The organism is Klenkia terrae, from assembly GCF_037083865.1.
Lineage (GTDB): Bacteria > Actinomycetota > Actinomycetes > Mycobacteriales > Geodermatophilaceae > Klenkia > Klenkia terrae.
Genome location: NZ_JBAPLV010000003.1, coordinates 307,243 through 326,053, shown reverse-complemented (window position 1 = coordinate 326,053; position 18,811 = coordinate 307,243). Strand labels below are relative to the sequence as shown.

23 protein-coding genes are annotated in these 18,811 nt (G+C 75.5%); 11 read left to right on the top strand and 12 right to left on the bottom strand.

The features are described from left to right. Positions 1-3: 3 nt before the first annotated feature. Both UXQ13_RS05435 and UXQ13_RS05430 read left to right on the top strand, forming a co-directional pair. Positions 4-477: a nucleoside deaminase gene (locus tag UXQ13_RS05435; protein ID WP_225231770.1), complete on the top strand. Its 474-nt coding sequence runs from the start codon at positions 4-6 to the stop codon at positions 475-477. 94 nt (positions 478-571) lie between these two features. Next, positions 572-1,468: a diacylglycerol/lipid kinase family protein gene (locus tag UXQ13_RS05430; protein WP_225231771.1), complete on the top strand. Its 897-nt coding sequence runs from the start codon at positions 572-574 to the stop codon at positions 1,466-1,468. A gap of 9 nt (positions 1,469-1,477) precedes the next feature. Here the strand turns inward: UXQ13_RS05430 and UXQ13_RS05425 are convergent, their stop codons facing one another. From UXQ13_RS05425 to UXQ13_RS05410, 4 genes are read right to left on the bottom strand one after another with little or no spacing between them, the layout of a single operon-like run. Further along, positions 1,478-2,260, bottom strand: a complete 783-nt coding sequence (locus UXQ13_RS05425; RefSeq protein ID WP_225231772.1) for an SDR family NAD(P)-dependent oxidoreductase — start codon at positions 2,258-2,260, stop codon at positions 1,478-1,480. Then, positions 2,253-4,700 (bottom strand): phenylalanine--tRNA ligase subunit beta, encoded by a 2,448-nt coding sequence (gene pheT, locus UXQ13_RS05420; RefSeq protein WP_225231773.1) that lies wholly within the window; start codon positions 4,698-4,700, stop codon positions 2,253-2,255. The genes UXQ13_RS05425 and pheT overlap by 8 nt, the downstream gene beginning before the upstream one ends. Further along, positions 4,697-5,764 carry a phenylalanine--tRNA ligase subunit alpha gene (gene pheS / locus UXQ13_RS05415; protein WP_225231774.1) on the bottom strand — a complete coding sequence of 356 codons (1,068 nt, stop codon included), beginning with the start codon at positions 5,762-5,764 and terminating at the stop codon, positions 4,697-4,699. Before pheS ends, pheT begins: the two co-directional genes overlap by 4 nt. Before the next feature lie 39 nt (positions 5,765-5,803). After that, entirely contained in the window at positions 5,804-6,442 is a 639-nt protein-coding gene (locus tag UXQ13_RS05410) for a TetR family transcriptional regulator (RefSeq protein WP_225231775.1), read from the bottom strand. Between the two features lie 61 nt (positions 6,443-6,503). On the opposite strand from UXQ13_RS05410, the gene UXQ13_RS05405 reads away from it, so the two are divergent. From UXQ13_RS05405 to UXQ13_RS05390, 4 genes are read left to right on the top strand one after another with little or no spacing between them, the layout of a single operon-like run. Next, positions 6,504-6,710 (top strand): hypothetical protein, encoded by a 207-nt coding sequence (locus UXQ13_RS05405; protein WP_336391895.1) that lies wholly within the window; start codon positions 6,504-6,506, stop codon positions 6,708-6,710. Between the two features lie 9 nt (positions 6,711-6,719). After that, positions 6,720-7,289, top strand: a complete 570-nt coding sequence (locus tag UXQ13_RS05400; protein WP_336391894.1) for a sugar O-acetyltransferase — start codon at positions 6,720-6,722, stop codon at positions 7,287-7,289. Next, positions 7,286-7,852, top strand: coding sequence for a TetR/AcrR family transcriptional regulator (locus UXQ13_RS05395; RefSeq protein WP_336391893.1), 567 nt, complete (start codon positions 7,286-7,288; stop codon positions 7,850-7,852). Before UXQ13_RS05400 ends, UXQ13_RS05395 begins: the two co-directional genes overlap by 4 nt. Continuing rightward, a complete protein-coding gene (locus UXQ13_RS05390) occupies positions 7,849-9,045 on the top strand; it encodes an MFS transporter (protein WP_336391892.1) in 1,197 nt (398 codons plus the stop codon). Before UXQ13_RS05395 ends, UXQ13_RS05390 begins: the two co-directional genes overlap by 4 nt. A 6-nt stretch (positions 9,046-9,051) precedes the next feature. Here UXQ13_RS05390 and UXQ13_RS05385 read toward each other — a convergent pair whose 3' ends face one another. The 6 genes from UXQ13_RS05385 to UXQ13_RS05360 all read right to left on the bottom strand — a co-directional run bounded on the left by UXQ13_RS05385 (position 9,052) and on the right by UXQ13_RS05360 (position 12,559). Continuing rightward, positions 9,052-9,516, bottom strand: coding sequence for an ATP-binding cassette domain-containing protein (locus UXQ13_RS05385; protein WP_225231780.1), 465 nt, complete (start codon positions 9,514-9,516; stop codon positions 9,052-9,054). 82 nt (positions 9,517-9,598) lie between these two features. After that, positions 9,599-10,390, bottom strand: a complete 792-nt coding sequence (locus UXQ13_RS05380; protein ID WP_225231781.1) for a TrmH family RNA methyltransferase — start codon at positions 10,388-10,390, stop codon at positions 9,599-9,601. Between the two features lie 144 nt (positions 10,391-10,534). Next, a complete protein-coding gene (rplT, locus tag UXQ13_RS05375) occupies positions 10,535-10,924 on the bottom strand; it encodes a 50S ribosomal protein L20 (protein WP_055757838.1) in 390 nt (129 codons plus the stop codon). Positions 10,925-10,965: 41 nt separating this feature from the next. Continuing rightward, positions 10,966-11,160 (bottom strand): 50S ribosomal protein L35, encoded by a 195-nt coding sequence (gene rpmI / locus UXQ13_RS05370; RefSeq protein WP_225231782.1) that lies wholly within the window; start codon positions 11,158-11,160, stop codon positions 10,966-10,968. 38 nt (positions 11,161-11,198) lie between these two features. Beyond that, positions 11,199-11,858 carry a translation initiation factor IF-3 gene (gene infC / locus UXQ13_RS05365; protein ID WP_336391898.1) on the bottom strand — a complete coding sequence of 220 codons (660 nt, stop codon included), beginning with the start codon at positions 11,856-11,858 and terminating at the stop codon, positions 11,199-11,201. A gap of 239 nt (positions 11,859-12,097) precedes the next feature. Then, a complete protein-coding gene (locus UXQ13_RS05360) occupies positions 12,098-12,559 on the bottom strand; it encodes a PH domain-containing protein (RefSeq protein ID WP_225231783.1) in 462 nt (153 codons plus the stop codon). Positions 12,560-12,591: 32 nt separating this feature from the next. On the opposite strand from UXQ13_RS05360, the gene UXQ13_RS05355 reads away from it, so the two are divergent. Both UXQ13_RS05355 and UXQ13_RS05350 read left to right on the top strand, forming a co-directional pair. Further along, on the top strand, positions 12,592-13,677 hold the full coding sequence (locus tag UXQ13_RS05355; protein WP_225231784.1) for an MBL fold metallo-hydrolase: 1,086 nt from the start codon (positions 12,592-12,594) through the stop codon (positions 13,675-13,677). A gap of 5 nt (positions 13,678-13,682) precedes the next feature. Beyond that, positions 13,683-14,258 (top strand): uridine kinase family protein, encoded by a 576-nt coding sequence (locus UXQ13_RS05350; RefSeq protein ID WP_225231785.1) that lies wholly within the window; start codon positions 13,683-13,685, stop codon positions 14,256-14,258. Between the two features lie 7 nt (positions 14,259-14,265). Here UXQ13_RS05350 and UXQ13_RS05345 read toward each other — a convergent pair whose 3' ends face one another. After that, on the bottom strand, positions 14,266-14,832 hold the full coding sequence (locus UXQ13_RS05345; protein WP_225231786.1) for a TetR/AcrR family transcriptional regulator C-terminal ligand-binding domain-containing protein: 567 nt from the start codon (positions 14,830-14,832) through the stop codon (positions 14,266-14,268). 124 nt (positions 14,833-14,956) lie between these two features. On the opposite strand from UXQ13_RS05345, the gene UXQ13_RS05340 reads away from it, so the two are divergent. The 3 genes from UXQ13_RS05340 to UXQ13_RS05330 are packed head-to-tail and all read left to right on the top strand — an operon-like array spanning position 14,957 to position 17,824. Further along, a complete protein-coding gene (locus UXQ13_RS05340; protein WP_225231787.1) occupies positions 14,957-15,874 on the top strand; it encodes a polysaccharide deacetylase family protein in 918 nt (305 codons plus the stop codon). After that, positions 15,871-16,995: a uroporphyrinogen-III synthase gene (locus UXQ13_RS05335; protein WP_225231788.1), complete on the top strand. Its 1,125-nt coding sequence runs from the start codon at positions 15,871-15,873 to the stop codon at positions 16,993-16,995. The genes UXQ13_RS05340 and UXQ13_RS05335 overlap by 4 nt, the downstream gene beginning before the upstream one ends. A gap of 55 nt (positions 16,996-17,050) precedes the next feature. Continuing rightward, positions 17,051-17,824, top strand: a complete 774-nt coding sequence (locus tag UXQ13_RS05330) for a hypothetical protein (protein ID WP_225231789.1) — start codon at positions 17,051-17,053, stop codon at positions 17,822-17,824. Between the two features lie 250 nt (positions 17,825-18,074). On the opposite strand, the gene UXQ13_RS05325 is transcribed toward UXQ13_RS05330, so the two are convergent. Next, entirely contained in the window at positions 18,075-18,692 is a 618-nt protein-coding gene (locus UXQ13_RS05325; RefSeq protein ID WP_225231790.1) for a DUF4352 domain-containing protein, read from the bottom strand. Between the last annotated feature and the right edge of the window lie 119 nt (positions 18,693-18,811).

The following is an 18,811-nucleotide window of genomic DNA, read 5'->3' as shown; positions in this document are numbered from 1 at the left end:
CCCGTGACCACGACCCCGCCGGACCCCGACGCCGACCGCCGCTTCCTCGCGCTGGCGGTGGAGCAGGCACGCACCGGGTGGGCCGAGGGCGGGGTGCCCATCGGCGCCGCCCTCGTCGTCGACGGCGATGTGCTCGCCGTCGGGCGCAACCGCCGGGTGCAGATGGACAGCGCGATCCGGCACGGGGAGACCGACTGCATCGAGCGGGCCGGCCGACTGCCGGCGTCGGTCTACCGGCGCAGCACGCTCTACACGACCCTGTCGCCCTGCTGGATGTGCGCCGGGACCGCGCTGCTCTACGAGATCCCGCGGGTCGTCGTCGGGGAGAACCGCAGCTTCCAGGTGTCGGAGTCGCTGCTGCGCTCGCACGGCGTGCAGGTCGACGTGCTCGACGACGCCGACTGCCTGGCACTGATGCAGCAGATGCTCGCCGAGCGGCCCGCGCTGTGGCTGGAGGACATCGGCGAGGAGGCGTGAGCACCCGGTCGGGCGCCGGGGTCCGCTGACCCGGAGGATCACGGGCGCGGGGCGCACGCCCCGCGCCCGTGATCGTCTGCCTGGAAGGGTCCCCGTGGCCGCGTTCGACCGGATCGTGATCGTCTTCAACCCGCACAGCACGGGTGACGCCCCGACCCTGGCCCGCGAGCTGCGCGACGACCTGGCCGAGCAGCACCCCGACCTCCCGCTGGAGATGGCCCCCACCGAGCGGGCCGGGCACGGCCGCGAGCTCGCCGCGGCTGCGGCCCGCGCCGGCCGGCCGCTGGTGGTGTCGGTGAGCGGGGACGGCGGCTACAACGACGTCGTCAACGGCCTGATGGACGCCGGCAACCCCGACGCGGTGGCCGCGGTGCGCGGGGCCGGCAACGCCAACGACCACCGGCGAGCCACCAAGCGTCGGCCGCTGGACGCCGCGATCACCCACGCGCTGCGCACCGGGAAGACGGCCCGGTTCGACCTGCTGCGGCTGACCCTGACCCCGGCGGGCGGGGAACCGGTGGTCCGGTACGCGCACTCCTACATCGGGCTGGGCATCACGCCGGTGGTCGCGGTGGACATCGAGGAGGGCGGCAAGGGGTCCTGGCGGGAGATCGTCGCCGTCGTCCGCGGGTTCCGGCGGTTCCGGCCGTTCCCCGTCGACCTGGCCGACGGCTCCCGGATCGAGGTGGACAGCCTGCTCTACGCCAACATCGACCGGATGGCGAAGGTGGCCACCCTCTCCGACGACGGGCGCCCGGACGACGGCGAGTTCGAGCTGGTGCTGCTCCCCCACCACAGCAAGCTGCGGGTGCTGCTCACCGCGCTGCGCTCGGCCACCGTGGGCCTGGGTCCGCAGCCGCACGAGACGCACCACGAGCTGACCATCCGCAGCCCGATGCCGCTGCAGCTGGACGGCGAGCTGGTCGAGCTGGACGCCGACACCCACGTCGCCGTGGACATCGCCGCGGGAGCCCTGCGCACCGTCGGCTGAGCGCGGGCCTCAGGCGACCGGGTCGCCCGCTCCGTAGGGGGTGAGCCGCACCTGGCGCTGGGTGCCGGTGGGCGTCGTCGCGGCGAGGGTGTCCACGGCGTCCTTGCCGGCCCGCACGAACCGGCCCGACCAGGCGTCCAGCCGGCCCGCGGCGATCGCGGCCACCAGCTCGACGACGGCGTCGGCCGGCGTCCAGTCGGTGAAGCCCTCCCACATGGCCATGGAGCGGGTCATCGGGGTATCCACCACGCCCGGCGCGACGTCGAAGGCCAGCACGCCGGCCGCGGCCAGGGACTCGGTGATCCGCAGCTGGCCGGCCTTGCCGACGGAGTAGGCGCTGTAGTCCGGGTTCGCCCGGGTGGACATGCCGCTGGCCAGGTCCACCACCCGCCCAGACCCCCGGGCCACCATCGCCGGGACGACGGCCTGCACCAGATGGAACGGCCCGCGCAGCTGGCTCTCCACCACCGACCACCACTGCTGCGGGTCGGCCTCCCACACCGGCACCTCGGCCGCGTCGATCAGCCCGGCGTTGTTGACCAGGAGGTCGACCGGCCCCAGCTCGTCGGTGACCCGCTGCACCGCGGCCCAGACCGCGGCCAGGTCGGTGACGTCGGCCGGCACCGCGAGGCCGCCGAACCCCGCGAGCGCCTCGGCCAACCGGTCGGCGCCGCGGGCCAGCCCGGCCACCCGGGCACCGCGCTCGGCGAGCCCGCGGGCCACCGCCAGCCCGATCCCGGTGGAGGCGCCGGTGACCAGCGCGACCTGCCCGGCCAGCGGCCCCTCAGCCACGGCGCACGGCGCCGACGGCACCGGCCGCCCGCAGCGCGGCGTCCACGGCCTCGCCGACCTCCGCCCGGGTCAGCGTGCGGTCCGTCGCCCGGAAGGTGAGCGCGTAGGCGAGCGACCTCTGCCCCTCGCCGGCCTGCTCGCCGGTGTACACGTCGAACAGCCGGAGGTCCTCCAGCAGCTCGCCGGCGCCCGAGCGCAGGGCGGCCTCCACGTCGGCGGCCGGCACGTCCGCCGGCACCGACAGCGCGAGGTCCGAGTGCACCGGCGGGAACGCCGAGATGTGCGGACCCTGGGCCACGGCCTTCGCCGGCAGCGCGGCCAGGTCGAGCTCCATCACGCAGGTCCGCGGCGGCAGCTCGAGCGCGGCGCACACCCGCGGGTGCAGCTCGCCCGCGTGGCCCACGACGGTGTCGCCGACCAGCAGCTGGGCGCAGCGGCCCGGGTGCCAGGGCAGCTGGTCACCGGCCCGCACGGTCAGCTCGACCCCGGCGGCGCCGGCCACGGTGCGGGCGGCCTGCACGGCGTCGGCCCAGTCGGCGGCCCGGCCCGGGCCCCAGTGCCCGCGGGGCTCGCGCAGCCCGGTGAGCGCCACGCCGACGTGCCACGGCTGGTCCGGGACGGCGCCCAGCAGCGCGGCGAGGGTCTCGCCGTCCGGCCGGCGGTCGACCGAGGGCAGCGGGGCGACTGCGCCGTCCCCGGGCAGGAAGACCGCGCCGAGCTCGAAGACCGCCAGGTCGCGCTGGCCCCGGCCCAGGTTGCGGGCCAGCGTGGCCAGCAGGCCGGGCAGCAGCGAGCCGCGCAGCAGCGGCTCCTCGTCCGACAGCGGGTTGCGCAGCGCGTGCAGGCCCTCGGCGGGCAGCCCCAGGGTGGCCAGCACGCTCGCCCCGACGAACGGGTAGGACGGCGCCTCGACGTACCCGGCGTCGGCCAGCGCCCGGCCCACCGAGCGGCGCCGCCGCTGGTCGGCGGTGAGCCCGCGGCCGGGCGGGACGGTGGGCAGCACACCCGGGATCTCGTCGTAGCCCACCGCGCGCACCACCTCCTCGACGAGGTCGGCCGGGTCGGTCAGGTCCGGGCGCCAGGACGGCGGGGTGACCGTGAGCACCGCGCCCTCGGGGGCGACGGAGCAACCCACGATGCGCAGCGCGTCGATCACGGTGTCCGCACCGATCGGGATGCCGGCCACGGCCTGCGGCCGGTCGGCACGCAGGGCGATCTCCGGCCGGGGGCCGCGGGTGTCCACGTCGACCACCCCGCCCACGACGCGGGCACCGCCGTACGTGGCCAGCAGCTCGGCGGCGCGGGCCAGGGCCACCACGGTGACGTCGGGGTCGGTGCCGCGCTCGAAGCGCTTGGCGGCCTCGCTGGGCAGCTTGTGCCGGCGCACCCCGCGACCGATGCCCGAGGGCTCCCAGTGCGCGGCCTCCAGCAGCACCGCGGTGGTCGAGCCGGAGATCTCGGTGCTGGCCCCGCCCATCACGCCGGCCAGGCCGATCGGGCCGGACTCGTCGGTGATCAGCAGGTCGTCGGCGTCCAGCGCGCGGTCGACGCCGTCCAGGGTGGTCAGCCGCTCGCCGGGGCGGGCGGTGCGGACGACGACCGGTCCGCGCAGGGCGTCGCGGTCGAAGGCGTGCATCGGCTGGCCGAGCTCGAGCATCACGTAGTTGGTCACGTCGACGGCCAGCGAGATCGAGCGGATGCCGCAGCGCGACAGCCGGCGGCGCAGCCACCACGGGCTGGGCGCTGTCGGGTCCAGGCCCTCGACCGCGACCATCGAGAACCGGTCGCAGCGCTGCGGGTCCTCGACCTCGACGGTCCAGGCCGGCTCGCCGGGCCAGGCCGGCGGGGTGGCGGCGGCCGGGTCGCGCCAGGGTGCGCCGAGCGCGCCGGCCACCTCGCGGGCGATGCCGCGGATGGCCATGCAGTAGCCGCGGTCGGTGGTGACCTCGAGGTCGAAGACCACGTCGTCCAGGCCGACGACGCCAGCCGCGGGGGTGCCCGGCTCGATGCCGTCGGTGCCCAGCACCAGGATGCCGTCGTGGTCCTCGCCCACGCCCAGCTCGCGGGAGCTGCAGATCATGCCGTCGGAGACGTGGTCGTAGGTGGTGCGGGCGGCGATGGCGAAGTCGCCGGGCAGCACGGCCCCGGGCAGCGCCACGACCACCAGGTCGCCGACGGCGAAGTTGCGCGCGCCGCAGACGATGCCCTGCGGGGTCGCGTTGCCGACGTCCACCTGGCAGTAGCGGATCGGCTTCTTGAAGCCGGTGAGCTCCTCGATCTCCAGCACCCGGCCGACGACCAGCGGGCCGGTCGTGGCCGGGGCGCGCAGCACGTCCTCGACCTCGAGGCCCTGCCGCACGAAGACGGTGTCCAGCTCCGCGACGCCGGTGCCCGCGGGCAGGTCGACGTGCTCGGACAACCAGCTGACGGGGACCTTCACTGCTCGACTCCGAACGCTCGTGTGAACCGGACGTCGCCCTCGACGATGTCGTGCATGTCCGACACCCCGTGCCGGAACTGCAGGGCCCGCTCGATGCCCATGCCGAAGGCGAACCCGCCGTACTCCTCGGGGTCGATCCCGCAGGCCACCAGCACCCGCGGGTTGACCATCCCGCAGCCGCCCCACTCGACCCACTGCGGGCCGTCGCGGTGCTCGGGGAACCAGACGTCGAACTCCGCCGACGGCTCGGTGAACGGGAAGAAGTGCGGCCGCCAGCGGATCTCGGACTCCGGCCCGAACAACGCCTTGGCCAGCGCCTCCAGCGTGCCCCGCAGGTGCGCCATGGTCAGCCCGCGGTCGATGGCCAGGCCCTCGACCTGGTGGAAGACCGGGGTGTGGGTGGCGTCGAGCTCGTCGGTGCGGAAGACCCGGCCCGGGGCGACGACGTAGATCGGCGGGGTGCGCTCGAGCATGGTGCGGGCCTGCACCGGCGAGGTGTGCGTGCGCAGCACCAGGCCCGAGCCCTCGGGGGCGACGAAGAAGGTGTCGGCCAGGGAGCGGGCCGGGTGGTCGGGGCCGGTGTTGAGGGCGTCGAAGTTCAGCCACTCGCTCTCCAGCTCCGGGCCCTCGGCGACCTCGTAGCCCATGCCGACGAAGATGTCGGCGATCCGGTCCTGGATGGTGGTCAGCGGGTGCCGGGCGCCGACCGGCGCGCGGTCGGCGGGCAGCGTGACGTCGACCCGCTCCTCGGCCAGCACCCGCTCGTCCCGCTCGGCGGACAGCACGGCCAGCCGCGCGTCGTAGGCCTCGGTGAGCGCGAGGCGGGCGGTGTTGACCCGCTGCCCGGCGTCCTTGCGCGCGGCCGGGGGCAGCGCGCCGAGCTCGCGGCGGGCCAGCAGGACCGGCCCCCGGTCACCCAGGTGCGCGGGCCGGACGGCGGCGAGCTGGTCGAGGTCGGCGGCGCCGGCGAAGGCGGCCAGGCCCTCGCGCACCGCCGAGTCGAGGGCCTCCGGGGAGAGGGCCGCGACCTGCTTGGGGTCGAATGGATCGTTGGCGCCGGACACGGGAGGCCATTGTGCCTGGCGCCCCCGAGCCGCCGTCCCTCAGTCGGCCGGGGCCGGGGGCAGCAGGGCCGACAGGCCGCCCCACGCGAGGGCGGTCAGCTGGTCCACCAGCTCGGCCGAGGTGACGCTGCGCTCCGAGGACCACCAGTGCGCGGCGAGCTGCACCATGCCCACCACGCCGTAGGCCCAGGTGTGCGTGCCCTCGGGCCCGCGGCCCAGGGACGCCAGCCGCTCGGCCATCACCCACGCCAGCGCCTCGGCGACCTCGCGCTCGGTCTGCGCCACCAGGTCGGCGCGGCCGGACCGGCCGGCCTGCGCGTAGGCGAACCGGTAGAGGGCCGGCTCCTCCTCGATGATCGCCACGAAGGCGGCCACCACCGCGCGCAGCCGCTCCTGGTCGGTGGCCCGGTCCAGGGCGAGCTCGCCCAGCAGGCGGGGCAGCAGGATCTCGGTGCTGATCTGCTCCAGGACGGCGTCGACCAGCTCGTCCTTGTCGGTGAAGTACCGGTAGAGCACCGTCTTGCTGACCCCCGCGGTGCGGGCCACGTCGTCGACGGCCAGCTCCGGACCGGTCCGGCGCACCGACTCCACGGCGGCGGTGACGAACTCGACGCGGCGGACCCGGCGGTGCTCGGTCCACCGCGAGGAGCGTCCGTCGGAGCGGCCGGAGGGTGTCACGGCTCAGGAGTCTCCCAGGCTGCTCCCCAGGACCGACGACGTGTTCGTCAGACTGCGCTGCGTGACCCCTCGCGCCGGAGTGCCGGCCGCCGCCCTGACCGTGCTGGTGGCCGTGCTGGCGTCGGCGTGCTCGTCGTCCCCCGCCGCCGAGGTCGTCGAGACCCCCTACGCCGGCGGCCAGCACACGGCGACGTCGGTGGACCAACCGCAGACCCCGCGAGCGCCAGGCCTGACGAGGTTCTGTACGTACGTACACATCGTGGGCTAGGGTCCCGGCGTGACCGACGAGCGCTCGATGCGCGACCGCATGCTGGCCGGCGACGCCTACATCGCCGACGACCCCGACCTCCGCCGGGAGAACCTGCGCGCCCAGACCCTCACCCACCGCTACAACGCCCTCGGCCCGGCCGACGCCGAGGCCCGCCGCGCGCTGCTCACCGACCTGCTCGGGGCGTTCGGCGAGGGCAGCACCATCCGGGCGCCCTTCCACTGCGACTACGGCTACCGGACCACGGTGGGCGCCGGCACCTTCGTCAACTGGGGCCTGGTCGCCCTGGACGTCGGGCCGATCACCATCGGCGACGCCGTCCAGATCGGGCCGGGCGTGCAGCTGCTCACCGCCACGCACCCGGTCGAGCCCGGCCCGCGGCGCGACGGCTGGGAGGGGTCGGCCCCGATCACCCTGGAGGACAACGTCTGGCTGGGCGGCGGCGTCGTCGTCCTGCCGGGGGTCACCATCGGCCGGGACAGCGTCGTCGGCGCCGGCTCGGTGGTCACCCGCGACGTGCCGCCGGGGGTGGTGGTCGTCGGCAACCCGGCCCGGGTGGTCCGCGACATCACCCCGTGACGACTGCCCGGACGACGGCGGCCCGCCGGCACGACCCGGACCGCCGGGACCGGCTGGTCGACGTCACCATCGACGTGATCGCCGAGCACGGCCTCGCCGGGCTGACCGCGCGACGGATCGCCACCGCGGCCGACGTCCCGCTGGGCTCGGTGAGCTACCACTTCACCGGTCTGGACGGGCTGGTCCGCGAGGCCTTCACCCGGCACGCGCACGGCATGGCCGAGGTCTTCGCCGCGCACTTCGCCGGCGTCACCGACCGGGCCTCGATGCTGGACGCCGCCACGGACTTCGTGCTGGGCGGCCACCTGGCGACGTCCCGGCAGTGGGCGATCGCCTACGAGCTCTACCTGGCCGCCATGCGCGACCCCGCGCTGCGCGAGATCACCGAGGCCTGGATGCAGAGCAGCCGGGACACCCTGCAGCGCGTGCTGGAGCCCGACCTCGCCCGCGCCCTGGACGGCGTCATGGAGGGCCTGACCATGCACGCCATCCTCACCACCTCCCCACCCACCCGCGAGGAGACCCGCACCGTGCTCGCCCGCGTCCTGGAGGTCACCCCGTGACCGCCACCGCTCCCCCGCCGACCCGGCAGCTGCGCCGCGCGCGGGTCGCCGTGGCCACCTGCTTCGCGCTCAACGCCGTCTTCTACGCCAACCTGGTGCCCCGGCTCCCCGAGCTGCGCGACGAGCTCGGCCTGTCCAACGCGGCGCTGGGCACCGCGCTGGCCGCCGCCCCGCTGGGGGCCCTGGTCATGGGCCCGGCCGCCGCGGTGCTGATCGCCCGGCTGGGCTCCGGCCCGGTCGCCTCGCTCGGGCTGACCGGGCTCGGCGTGGGCGTGGCCATCGCCGCCTCGGCCCCCAACTGGGCGGTGCTGGCCGGCGCGCTGCTGCTGGTCGGCGCGTTGGACACCATCGTCGACGTCGCCCAGAACGCCCACGGCCTGCGCGTCCAGCGCGGCTACGGCCGGTCGATCCTCAACGCGCTGCACGGGCTGTGGAGCCTGGGCGCGGTGGCCGGCGGGCTCCTGGGCTCGGCGGTCGCCGGGCTGGGGGTGTCCCTGGAGGTGCACCTGTGGGTGACGGCCGCGGTGTTCGGCGTGGTCGCCCTCGCCGTCCGGGCCTGGATGCTGCCCGGCCGGGACACCCCCGAGGACGACGCCACGACGGCGCCGGCCCCGGCGGACGGCGCCCGCAGCCACCGGCGGGCGGCGGTCGGCGCCCTGGCGGTGCTGGGCGTGCTCGCCGCGATGGGGGCCTTCATCGAGGACTCCGCGGCGTCGTGGAGCGCGATCTGGCTGCGCGACGACCTGGGCGCGACCGTGGTCACCGCCGGGCTGGGCTTCGTGGCCTTCCAGGTGGCGATGACCGCCGGCCGGCTGACCGGGGACCGGGTGGTCGACCGGTTCGGCCAGCGCCGGGTGGCCCGGGTGGGCGGCGCGGTCATCGCGGCCGGGTTCGCGCTGATGCTGGCCGCGCCCACCGTGCCGACGACGCTGGTCGGGTACGCGCTGGCCGGGCTGGGCGTGGCCACCCTGGTGCCGGCGGTCTACGCGGCGGCCGACGAGCTGCCCGGGCTGGGCGCCGGGGTCGGGCTGACCGTGGTCAACCTGCTGCTGCGGATCGGCTTCCTGGTGTCCCCGCCGCTGATCGGGCTGATCGCCGACGGCGTGGGCCTGCGGGTGGGCCTGCTGACCGTGGTGGTGGCCGGGGTCCTGGTGCTCGTGCTGGGCCGCGCGCTGCGGACCCGGGTCGGCTGAGCCGGGTCACCGCTCCGGTGCCGGGTCGGCCAGCGCGGCGACGACGCCGAGCAGGACCAGGCCCAGCGCCGGGGCGGCGACCACCCAGGGCGCCCGCTCCAGGTAGCCGGTCGTCTCGGCCAGCGCCCGGCCCCACTCCGGTGACTCCGCGCCGGCGCCCAGGCCGAGGAACGACAGCCCGGCCGAGACCAACGCGCCGTGGCCGAACCGGGCGAGCACGTCGCGGCCCAGCGCAGCGGACGCCAGGTCGCGGGGCCGGCGCCGACGACCTCGGTGTCGGCGATGCGCACGATGCCGGGTGACCCGCAGGCCGGGCGGGGTGAGCCCGAGCAGGGCGGCGACCAGCTGCGACTTCCCGGCGCCGGAGGAGCCGACGACGCCGACCCGCTCGCCGACGGCCAGGTCGGAGCCGACGCCGTCCACCAGCCGCCGTCCGGGCAGGGCGACGGACAGGTCGTGCACGCGCAGCACTCGCAGCTCCTCGGACCAGGGGCAAGCCCGACCCCAACTGCGAGGTCTTCGCATCGACGACTGCACATCTGTCGACGTGGGATCAGCCCTGGGCGAGCTGGGTGGCGTAGAGGCAGATGCCGGCGGCGACGGCGAGGTTGAGCGACTCCGCGCGGCCGCGCATGGGCACCCGCACCCGGTGGTCGGCGAGGCCGGCCAGCTCGTCGTCCAGCCCGCGGGCCTCGTTGCCGAACAGCCACAGCACCGGACCGGCGAGCAGGCCGTCGTCCCCGGCCCGGTCCAGGCCGACCTCGCCGTCGCCGGCCGCGGCCAGCACGGTGACGCCGGCGGCCCGGACGTCGGCGACCAGCGGCACGAGCGGGGCGCTGCGGACGACGTCGAGGTGGAACAGGCTGCCGGCGCTGGAGCGGACCGCCTTGCCCTGGAACGGGTCCGCCGACCCCGCGCCGAAGACCACGGTGCCGGCGCCGCACGCATCGGCGGTCCGCAGCACGGTGCCGGCGTTGCCGGGGTCGTTGAGCTCGGCCAGGGCGACCGCCAGCTGCGGCGGGGCGGTCACCAGCGAGGACGCCGGGACGTCGCGCAGCGGGCACACGGCGACCAGGCCCTGCGGGGTGGCGGTCTCGCTCAACCCGGCCGCGGCCTCGACGGTGACCAGCCGCACGGGGACCCCGGCGGCCGCGAGCAGCGCCTCGTGCTGGGCGGCGGCGGCCACGGTGGCGAACACCTCGACGGCCGCCCCGGCCTCCAGCGCCTCGACCACCGCCTGCCGGCCCTCGGCGAGGAACAGGCCCGCGGCGTCCCGGCCGGCCCGGCGGGTGAGCTTGCGGGCGGCGGCGACCCGGGAGTTCCGCGCGGTCAGCGGCTCGGTCAACGGCTTCCTTCCGACGGGCAGACGACGACGCCGCCGGTACCGGGCAGGTGCCCGGCGCCGGCGGCGTCGTGGTGAGGTGCTGGAACGGCCCCCTGCAGGGACCCGCCGCGAGCTTGCTCGTGGTGGGGGGCAGGGGGTCCTTCCTCAGGCGGCTGCGACGCCGGTCTGGTTCGGGGCGGCGGCGACCGCGGCGCGCGCGGTCTCCACGAGCGCGGCGAAGGCCGCGGGCTCGTTGACGGCGAGCTCGGCCAGCACCTTGCGGTCCAGCTCGATCCCGGCCAGCTTCAGGCCCTGCATGAAGCGGTTGTACGTCATGTCGTTCTGCCGCGCCGCGGCGTTGATCCGGGTGATCCACAGCTTGCGGAAGTCACCCTTGCGGACCTTGCGGTCGCGGTAGGCGTAGGTCGCCGAGTGGAGCAGCTGCTCCTTGGCCTTGCGGTACAGCCGGGACCGCTGACCCCGGTAGCCGCTGGCGGCCTCGAGGGTCGTCCGGCGCTTCTTCTGGGCGTTGACCGCCCGCTTCACGCGTGCCACGTGAGAGCTCCTGTCTGTCTAGGGGGAGAGAGGGGCGCCGGTCAGAGACCGAGCAGCTTCTTCATCCGGGGGGCGTCGGCCGGGGACAGCACCTCGGTGCCCTTCACGCGACGCTTGCGCGAGGAGGACTTCACCTCGAACTTGTGCTGGTTGTTCGTGTGCTCGCGGACGAGCTTCCCGGTGCCGGTCACGCGGATGCGCTTGGCCGTGCCCTGGTGGGTCTTGTTCTTCGGCATGTCCTGGTCCTCACTCGTGCGGTCTGGGTCGGGCCGGCTCAGGCCTGGTCGGCCTCTTCAGGCCCGGGGGGTGCGGGCTTGGGCGGTGCCTGCGGGGCCAGCGGCTTCTCGTACGGGGCGTCGACCGCGGGTGCGGACTCCTCGCCGGCGTTCTCGGCCGCCTTGGCCTTCTTCCGCTCCACGATCTGGGCCTGCTGCGCCGCCTGGTTCCGGTGCGGCGCGATGACCATGACCATGTTGCGGCCGTCCTGCTTGGGGTTGGACTCCACGATGCCGAGGTCGGTGACGTCGCCCGCCAGGCGCTGCAGCAGCCGGTAGCCCATCTCGGGGCGGGACTGCTCGCGACCGCGGAACATCACCGTGATCTTGACCTTGTCGCCGCCCTTGAGGAAGCGGACGACGTGGCCCTTCTTGGTCTCGTAGTCGTGCGGGTCGATCTTCAGCCGCAGACGCATCTCCTTGATGACGGTCTGCGTCTGGTTGCGACGGGCCTCGCGCTCCTTCTGCGCGGCCTCGTACTTGAACTTCCCGTAGTCCATGAGCTTCACGACGGGCGGGCGCGCCATGGGAGCGACCTCGACCAGGTCGAGCTCGGAGTCCTGCGCCAGGCGCAGCGCCTCGCCGATCGAGACGATGCCGACCTGCTCGCCCTCGGGTCCCACGAGGCGGACCTCGGGGACGCGGATGCGGTCGTTGATGCGTGGCTCGGTGATGGCCTCTCCTCTGCATTCTGCGACGAGGAGTCAGCGTCCCGACCCGAAGAAGGGCCCTCGACCCGCGTGAGCGGGGAGGGCCAGGAGCCGGCGGACCGGCCCCGCACTTCAGGTGACCTGGGTGCCTGTGACGGCGCCAGGTGGGAGCGGGCTCCTCTTGGTCCGACAGCCCGGGGCGGGGCAGTCGGTGGTGGTGCGCCTCATGTAGCGGGGTGAGACATCGCTCAGACTACCCCGTCGGCACGGCTCGCGGCCAGCAGGGTGCGCATCCCCTCCACCGCGCGCACCGCCCGCTCGCCGTCGGCGGCCTGCACGGCCAGCACGGAGAGCTCGTCGTCGTCGACCAGCAGCAGCGAGGCCCACGGCGAGTTCTGGTCGAACCGGACGGCGCGGACGTGCGCCCACGGCAGGCGGTGGGTGCCCACGATGTTGCGCACCGTCACGCCCTCGGCGTCGGCGTCCACCCGGGCCCGGGACAGGTACAGGGTGGCCGCGGCCATCGCCAGGCCCAGGCCGCTGGTGGCCAGCTGGTCGGAGGTCCGGAACGCCACGACGCCGGTGGTGGAGGACTTCAGCAGGATCGACACGACCAGCATCACGCCGAAGATCACGGCCGCCATGAGGCCGCACATGATGCGCTGGCGGCGGGGCGTGGCGGACACGGTCGTGATCGCGGTCGAGGTCACCGCCCGAGTGTCCCACTGGCAGAGTGCCGGGGGTGACCAGCAGCGAGACCACGGGCAGCGAGACCACGGCCAGCCAGATCACGGGTGCCGCCCAGCACGCGGCCTGGCAGGCCCGCGAGCTGCCCCCGGTGGAGCAGGTGCGCCCGGGGCTGTGGTCGGTCCCGGTGCCCATCCCGCACAACCCGCTGCGCTACGTGTCGGTGTACGCCTTCGCCCTCGACGGCGGCGGCCTCGGGCTGGTCGACTGCGGCTGGGAGCACGAGGCCGGCTGGACCGCGCTGACCGACGGGCTGACCTCGATCGGCGCGGGGATCACCGACGTCCGCGGCGTGCTGGTCACCCACCTGCACTTCGACCACCTCGGCCTGGCCGGCCGGGTCCGCGAGGCCAGCGGCGCGTGGGTGGCCATGCACCCGGCCGACGGCGACGCGGTGCGGGCGATGTCCGGCCGGGACGGCGGCGCCGCCGTCGCCGCCCAGGTGGACTTCCTCGTCGGCCTGGGCGCCGACCGGGACACCGCCGTCTCCGACACCGGCGACCCCGACCGCTGGGAGGCGTTCCACCGGATGGCCACCCCGGACCGGGACCTGCTCGACGGCGACGTCGCGGACTTCCCCGGCTGGTCGCTGCGCGCGGTGCACACCCCCGGGCACACCGCCGGGCACCTGTGCTTCGCCGAGGAGCGCACCGGGGTGTTCCTGTCCGGCGACCACGTGCTGCCGCGGATCAGCCCCAACATCTCGACCAACCCCGGCGGCGTGCCCGACCCGCTGCGCGACTACCTGGGCTCGCTGGCCGCCGTCGGCGAGCGCCCCGAGCCCACCGAGGTGCTGCCGGCCCACGAGTGGCGGTTCACCGGGCTGGCCGCGCGCACCGCGGCGCTGCGCGAGCACCACGAGGGCCGCCTCGCCGAGCTGCTGGCCGCCGTCCGGGACCACCCGGGCAGCACCCCGTGGGACCTGGCCGGCGAGCTGACCTGGTCGCGGCCCTGGTCGTCCTACGAGCGCAGCATGCGGGTCTTCGCGGTCACCGAGACCGACGCGCACCTGCGGCTGCTGGCCTCGCGCGGGGCCGTCGTCGGCACCGCCGGGCCGGTGCCCCGCTTCACCGCGGCCTGACCGGCGTGCGCTTCGCCGAGCTGGCCGACCGGGTGCGGGCGTCCCCGGCCCGGCTCGGCGGCACCCGGCTGGTGGTCGTCGACGGACCGGCCGGGTCGGGCAAGACCACCTTCGCCGACCGGCTGGCCGCCGAGCTGGACGACGCCCCGGTGGTCCACCTGGACGACCTCTACGCCGGCTGGACGCTGGACGGCGTGGTCGACCGGCTGCGCGACCAGGTGCTCGGGCCCCTCGCCGCCGGCCGCGAGGCCCGCTTCCTGGCCTACGACTGGGCGGCCGGGGAGTTCGCGGTGCCCACGACGGTGCCGGTGGCCGGCGTGCTGGTCGTGGAGGGCTGCGGTGCCGCGGCCCGGGCGGTGGACGACGTGGTCTCGCTCCGGGTGTGGGTGCAGGCGCCGCCCGAGGTGTGCGCGGAGCGCTGGGCGGCCCGGGGCGGGGCGGCCATGACGGCGTTCCAGCCGGACTGGGCCCGCGCCGAGGCGGTCGTGTTCGCCCGCGAGGACACCCGCGCCCGGGCCGACGTCCGGGTGGACGGCGCCCCGGTGACGCCTCCGCCGCCGGGGTCGTTCGCGCTCGCCTGACCGATGGTCAGGCGCAGGCCAGGATCGACTCGACGAGCTCGGCCCGCCGGGCGGTCGGGACGGGTCGGCCGCGGCCGGTGATCCGCTCCCAGACCGCGCCGCCGAGCACGGCGGTGATCCACTGCTGCCGGGCGGCCCCGATGGGCTCGCCCCGGCGGCGGGCGCGGGAGGCCACCGCGCACATGACCTCGTGGACGGCGTCGGTCACCGCGGTCTCCACCCCGGCGCGCAGCAGCGGGTCGCGCCCCGCGGCCTCGGCGACGGCGGCCACGGCCAGCTCGCTGCGGCCCAGCGGGCGCGACCAGTGCTCGAGGGCGAGCGCGAGGTCCCCGGCCGCCGAGCCGGTGTCCCCACGGTCCACCACGACGGGCACGGTGGCCACGGCGGCGCCGACCAGGGCGGACAGCGACGGCCAGGTCGCGCGCAGGCGGGTCGGGGCCAGCCCGGCGCGGGCGGCCACGTGGTCCAGCGCGAGCCCGTGCCACCCCCGCTCGGCGAGCAGCTGGAGCGCGGCGGCCAGGACCAGGTCCGGGGCCGGAGTGCAGGAGGGTGCGAGGGGGAGCGGTAGCGACATGGCCGGTCCTGGGGTCCCAGAGGGGTGAGGTAGCTCACCCATCGGCACCCTCGGCCACCACCGGTACCTCGTCGTCCCACCTGCCCCTGGTGTCCCTGCCCCCGCAGCGGGGCACGGTGAGCGGGTGGACTCCCCCGCCCGGCACGGCCGGTACCCCTACCGCGCGCTCCCCGACCGACCCGTCTACGACTGGCCCGACGGCCGGCGGCTGGCGGTCTACGTCGGGCTGAACCTGGAGGTCTTCGACTTCGGGACCGGCCGCGGCGCCCAGCTGGCACCCGGCGGCGGGGACCCCGACGTCCTGAACTACGCCTGGCGGGACTGGGGCAACCGGGTCGGCGCCTGGCGGTTGCTGGAGACCTTCGACGCCCTGGGCCTGCCCACCTCGGTGATCGCCAACAGCCGGGTGTTCGCCGACTGCCCCGGCCTGGTCGAGGCGTTCCTGGCCCGCGGCGACGAGCTGGTCGGGCACGGCCGGACCAACGCCGAGCGGCAGGCCGACCTGGCCGAGGACGACGAGCAGGCACTGGTCGCGGAGGCCACTCGGGTGCTGGTCGAGCGGGGCGGACGACGGCCGGCCGGCTGGCTCGGGCCGTGGATCTCCGAGAGCCACCTGACCCCGGACCTGCTGGCCGAGGCCGGCTACACCTACCTGCTGGACTGGGCGCACGACGACCAGCCGACCTGGCTGGCCACCCGGGACGGCGGCGCGATCCTGTCGGTGCCCTACCCGCAGGAGCTCAACGACATCCCCGCGGTGGTGTCCCGACAGGTCTCCGGCCAAGAGTTCGCCGACATGGTGGTGGCCACCTTCGACGAGATGCGCGAGCAGGCCCGGACCGCGCCGCTGGTCATGGGCATCGCGCTGCACCCCTACGTCGTCGGCGTCCCGCACCGCCTGCGACCGCTGCGGTCCGCGCTGGCGCACGTGGCGACGCCCCGGGACGACGTGTGGCTGACGACGGCCGGTGCGGTGGCCGAGCACGTCGCCTCGCTCCCGGACACACCGGCGGAACACGGGCGCGACACGATGGCCCGGTGAGCGCGAGCACGGAGACCAGCCCGGGACCGGACCTGCTGCCGCTGGCCGGCTACACGGTCGCGGTCACCGCCGCCCGGCGCGCCGAGGAGCTGGTCGCGCTGCTGGAGCGCCGTGGCGCCCGGGTCGTGGCCGCCCCCGCGATCCGGCTGGTGCCGCTGGAGGACGACGCCGAGCTGGGCGCGGCGACCGCCGAGGTGCTGCGGGCACCGGTGGACCTGGTCGTGGCCACCACCGGCGTCGGCTTCCGGGGGTGGCTGGAGGCCGCCGACGCCTGGGACCTGCCCCTGGTCGCGCACCTGTCGTCGGCCCGGGTGCTGGCCCGCGGACCCAAGGCCCGAGGGGCGATCCGCAGCGGTGGGCTGGTGGACGCCTGGTCGCCGGCGTCGGAGAGCTCCGACGAGGTGCTCGAGCACCTGCTGTCCGGCGCCGAGGGCCCGCTGGCCGGACGCCGGATCGCCGTCCAGCTGCACGGGGACCCGCTGCGGGAGCTGGTGGCCGCGCTGCGCGCCGATGGCGCCGAGGTGCTGCCGGTGCCGGTCTACCGCTGGGTGCTGCCCGAGGACACCGCGCCGCTGCGCCGGCTGGTGCACACCGTGGCCGCCCGCGCCGTCGACGCGGTCACCTTCACCTCGGCCCCGGCCGCCGCCTCGATGCTGCAGGTCGCCGAGCAGGAGGGCGTGCTGGCCGGGGTGCTGGCCGCCTTCGCCGACGGCGTGCTGGCCGTCGCCGTCGGGGTGGTCACCGCCGGTCCGCTGGAGGCCGCCGGGATCGCCACCGTCGCGCCGGAGCGGGCCCGGTTGGGCGACCTGGCCCGCGAGGTGGTGGCCCGACTGCCCGAGCGGGACCCGGTCCTCGTGGTCGGCGGGCACACCCTGCAGGTGCGGGGGCACGCCGTGGTCCTGGACGGCCGGCTGGTCGAGCTCGCGCCGGCGCCGATGACCGTGCTGCGGTCCCTGGCCCGCCGCCCGGGCGCGGTGGTGTCCCGGCCGGACCTGCTGGCGACGGTGTCCGGCGGCTCGGACGCGCACGCCGTCGAGATGGCGGTGACCCGGCTGCGGGCCGCGCTCGGCGCCCCGGTCGTGGAGACCGTGGTCAAGCGCGGCTACCGGCTGGCGGTGTGACCCGACGTGGGGAGTGGCCCTGCGGTACCCCGGCCCCACCGACGATGATCGTCGCGTGACCTCACCGGAGCCCGGCCGTGCGCTGATCGAGTCGGGCTTCGGGATCGCCGGGTCGATGACCGGCTCGGCCGCCGTCCTCGTCTACTCCCCCGCCGACGCGGCCCTCCAGCTCGACGACCGCTTCGCCGCCTGCCTGCGCGACCTGGCCGACGACCTCGCCGGCGGTGCCCTGCCGCGGCGCGAGGCCGCCCGGGCGGGGGCCGCGCTGGCGTTCGCCGTCGAGCACGGCGTCTCGCTGTCCCGCCGGGACCGGCACGTGCGCTCGGACGGGTTCTTCACCGAGCGGGCCGGCGGCCGGGTCGCCGCCCGCGAGGTCGGGGAGGGCGTGCTGCTGGCCGCGCGCGCCTCGGCCGACGAGCGCCGGGTGCGGAACCTGGGCTACCTGCTCGCCGAGGTGGTCTTCTCCCCCGACGTCGATGCTGCCCTGGCCGACCGGGCGCTGCTGCTCACCCGGTCGCTGACCTGGCGCCAGCTCGCCCTGCTGGCCGCGGTCGGCCGCCGGGAGCGCCACCCGCTGCCGCTGACCCCGGTGCCGGTGGACCCGCGGGGGTGGATCGCCTGGGGCGCCGCCGAGGACCTGACCGACCTGCAGCGGGCCGGCCTGCTGGACCCGCCGGTCGCCGTCCCCCGGCCCGGCGGTGCCGCCCAGCCGCGGCTCCGCCCGGCCGACCTGCGGCTGACCCGCCGCGGGGTGCTGGTGCACCGGCTGCTGGCGCTGGACTTCGTGCACGCCGACGACGTCGACGCCGCCCTGGCCGCGCTGGCCTGAGCAGGGCGCCGCCGACCGAGGCAAGTCCACATCCTCGGCGTGGATCCACTCCATGACCGTGGATAGGCAACGAGGTGGGGACGGACCTGCCTCCCGTGCGCGAACGTCGCCCCCGTCATGGCCGATCCGTACCCGACCGGGCCTAGTTCACGAGGCCTCCATGTGGCCCGTCGAGCACGTGCGTGAAACCGGCGACCGGTCTCTAGTGCGGGGCCGTCCTCTGTGGACGGCCCCGCACCAGCTGTGAGGGTCAGCGGTTGTTGAGCCAGGCGGCGCGATCCGACGAGAAGGAGAACGTCGGCTTGTAGATCACGACGTAGGTCCCGGTGACGGTCGTGTCCGCATCGAAGCACACGTCACCAGTCACGTTGCCCCCGGCGACCAGATCGCCGGCGCCCAAGAAGTTGCCCGTCCCGGCGAAGTTCGTGTTTCGGCTGGCCCCGTTCGGGTCCTGCATGGACCAGTCGAATCCACCGTTGAAGTTCACCGTGTCGTCGGTGCCGTTCTGGATGGTCACGGTGGTGCACAGGACGGCGCCGGTCCCGAACGACTCGCCGTCCACCAAGGGGGTCGACGTGACCGAGACCCCTTCGAGATCGATGGCCTCGCCGGCATTGGCCGAGGAGTCATCCTCCTGCTGCCCGGCAAAGCTCGGTCCAGCCGGCTGAGAGGTGTCGGACGACGAGTCGTCACCCCCGCTCGTGGCGATCACGATGATCACGATGACCACGATGAGCGCCAAGATGATGAAGATGGGCTTTTTGTAGAAGGGCCGGCTCGCCTTGCGGTAAGCCTTGTCAGCCTTGGCCTGCGCCTTGGCGGACCGGGCGTCCTGAGGCGGTCCCTGCTGCCCGTACTGCTCTGACACGATTTGACCCCGTTCGTCACAAGTGGCCGCCGAGCTCGACGGACAACTCCGAGGACATCACACAGCCGAGGCTCAGGCAGCCGACCAGGTGGACGAACGGATCGGTTCAGTTTCGTCCA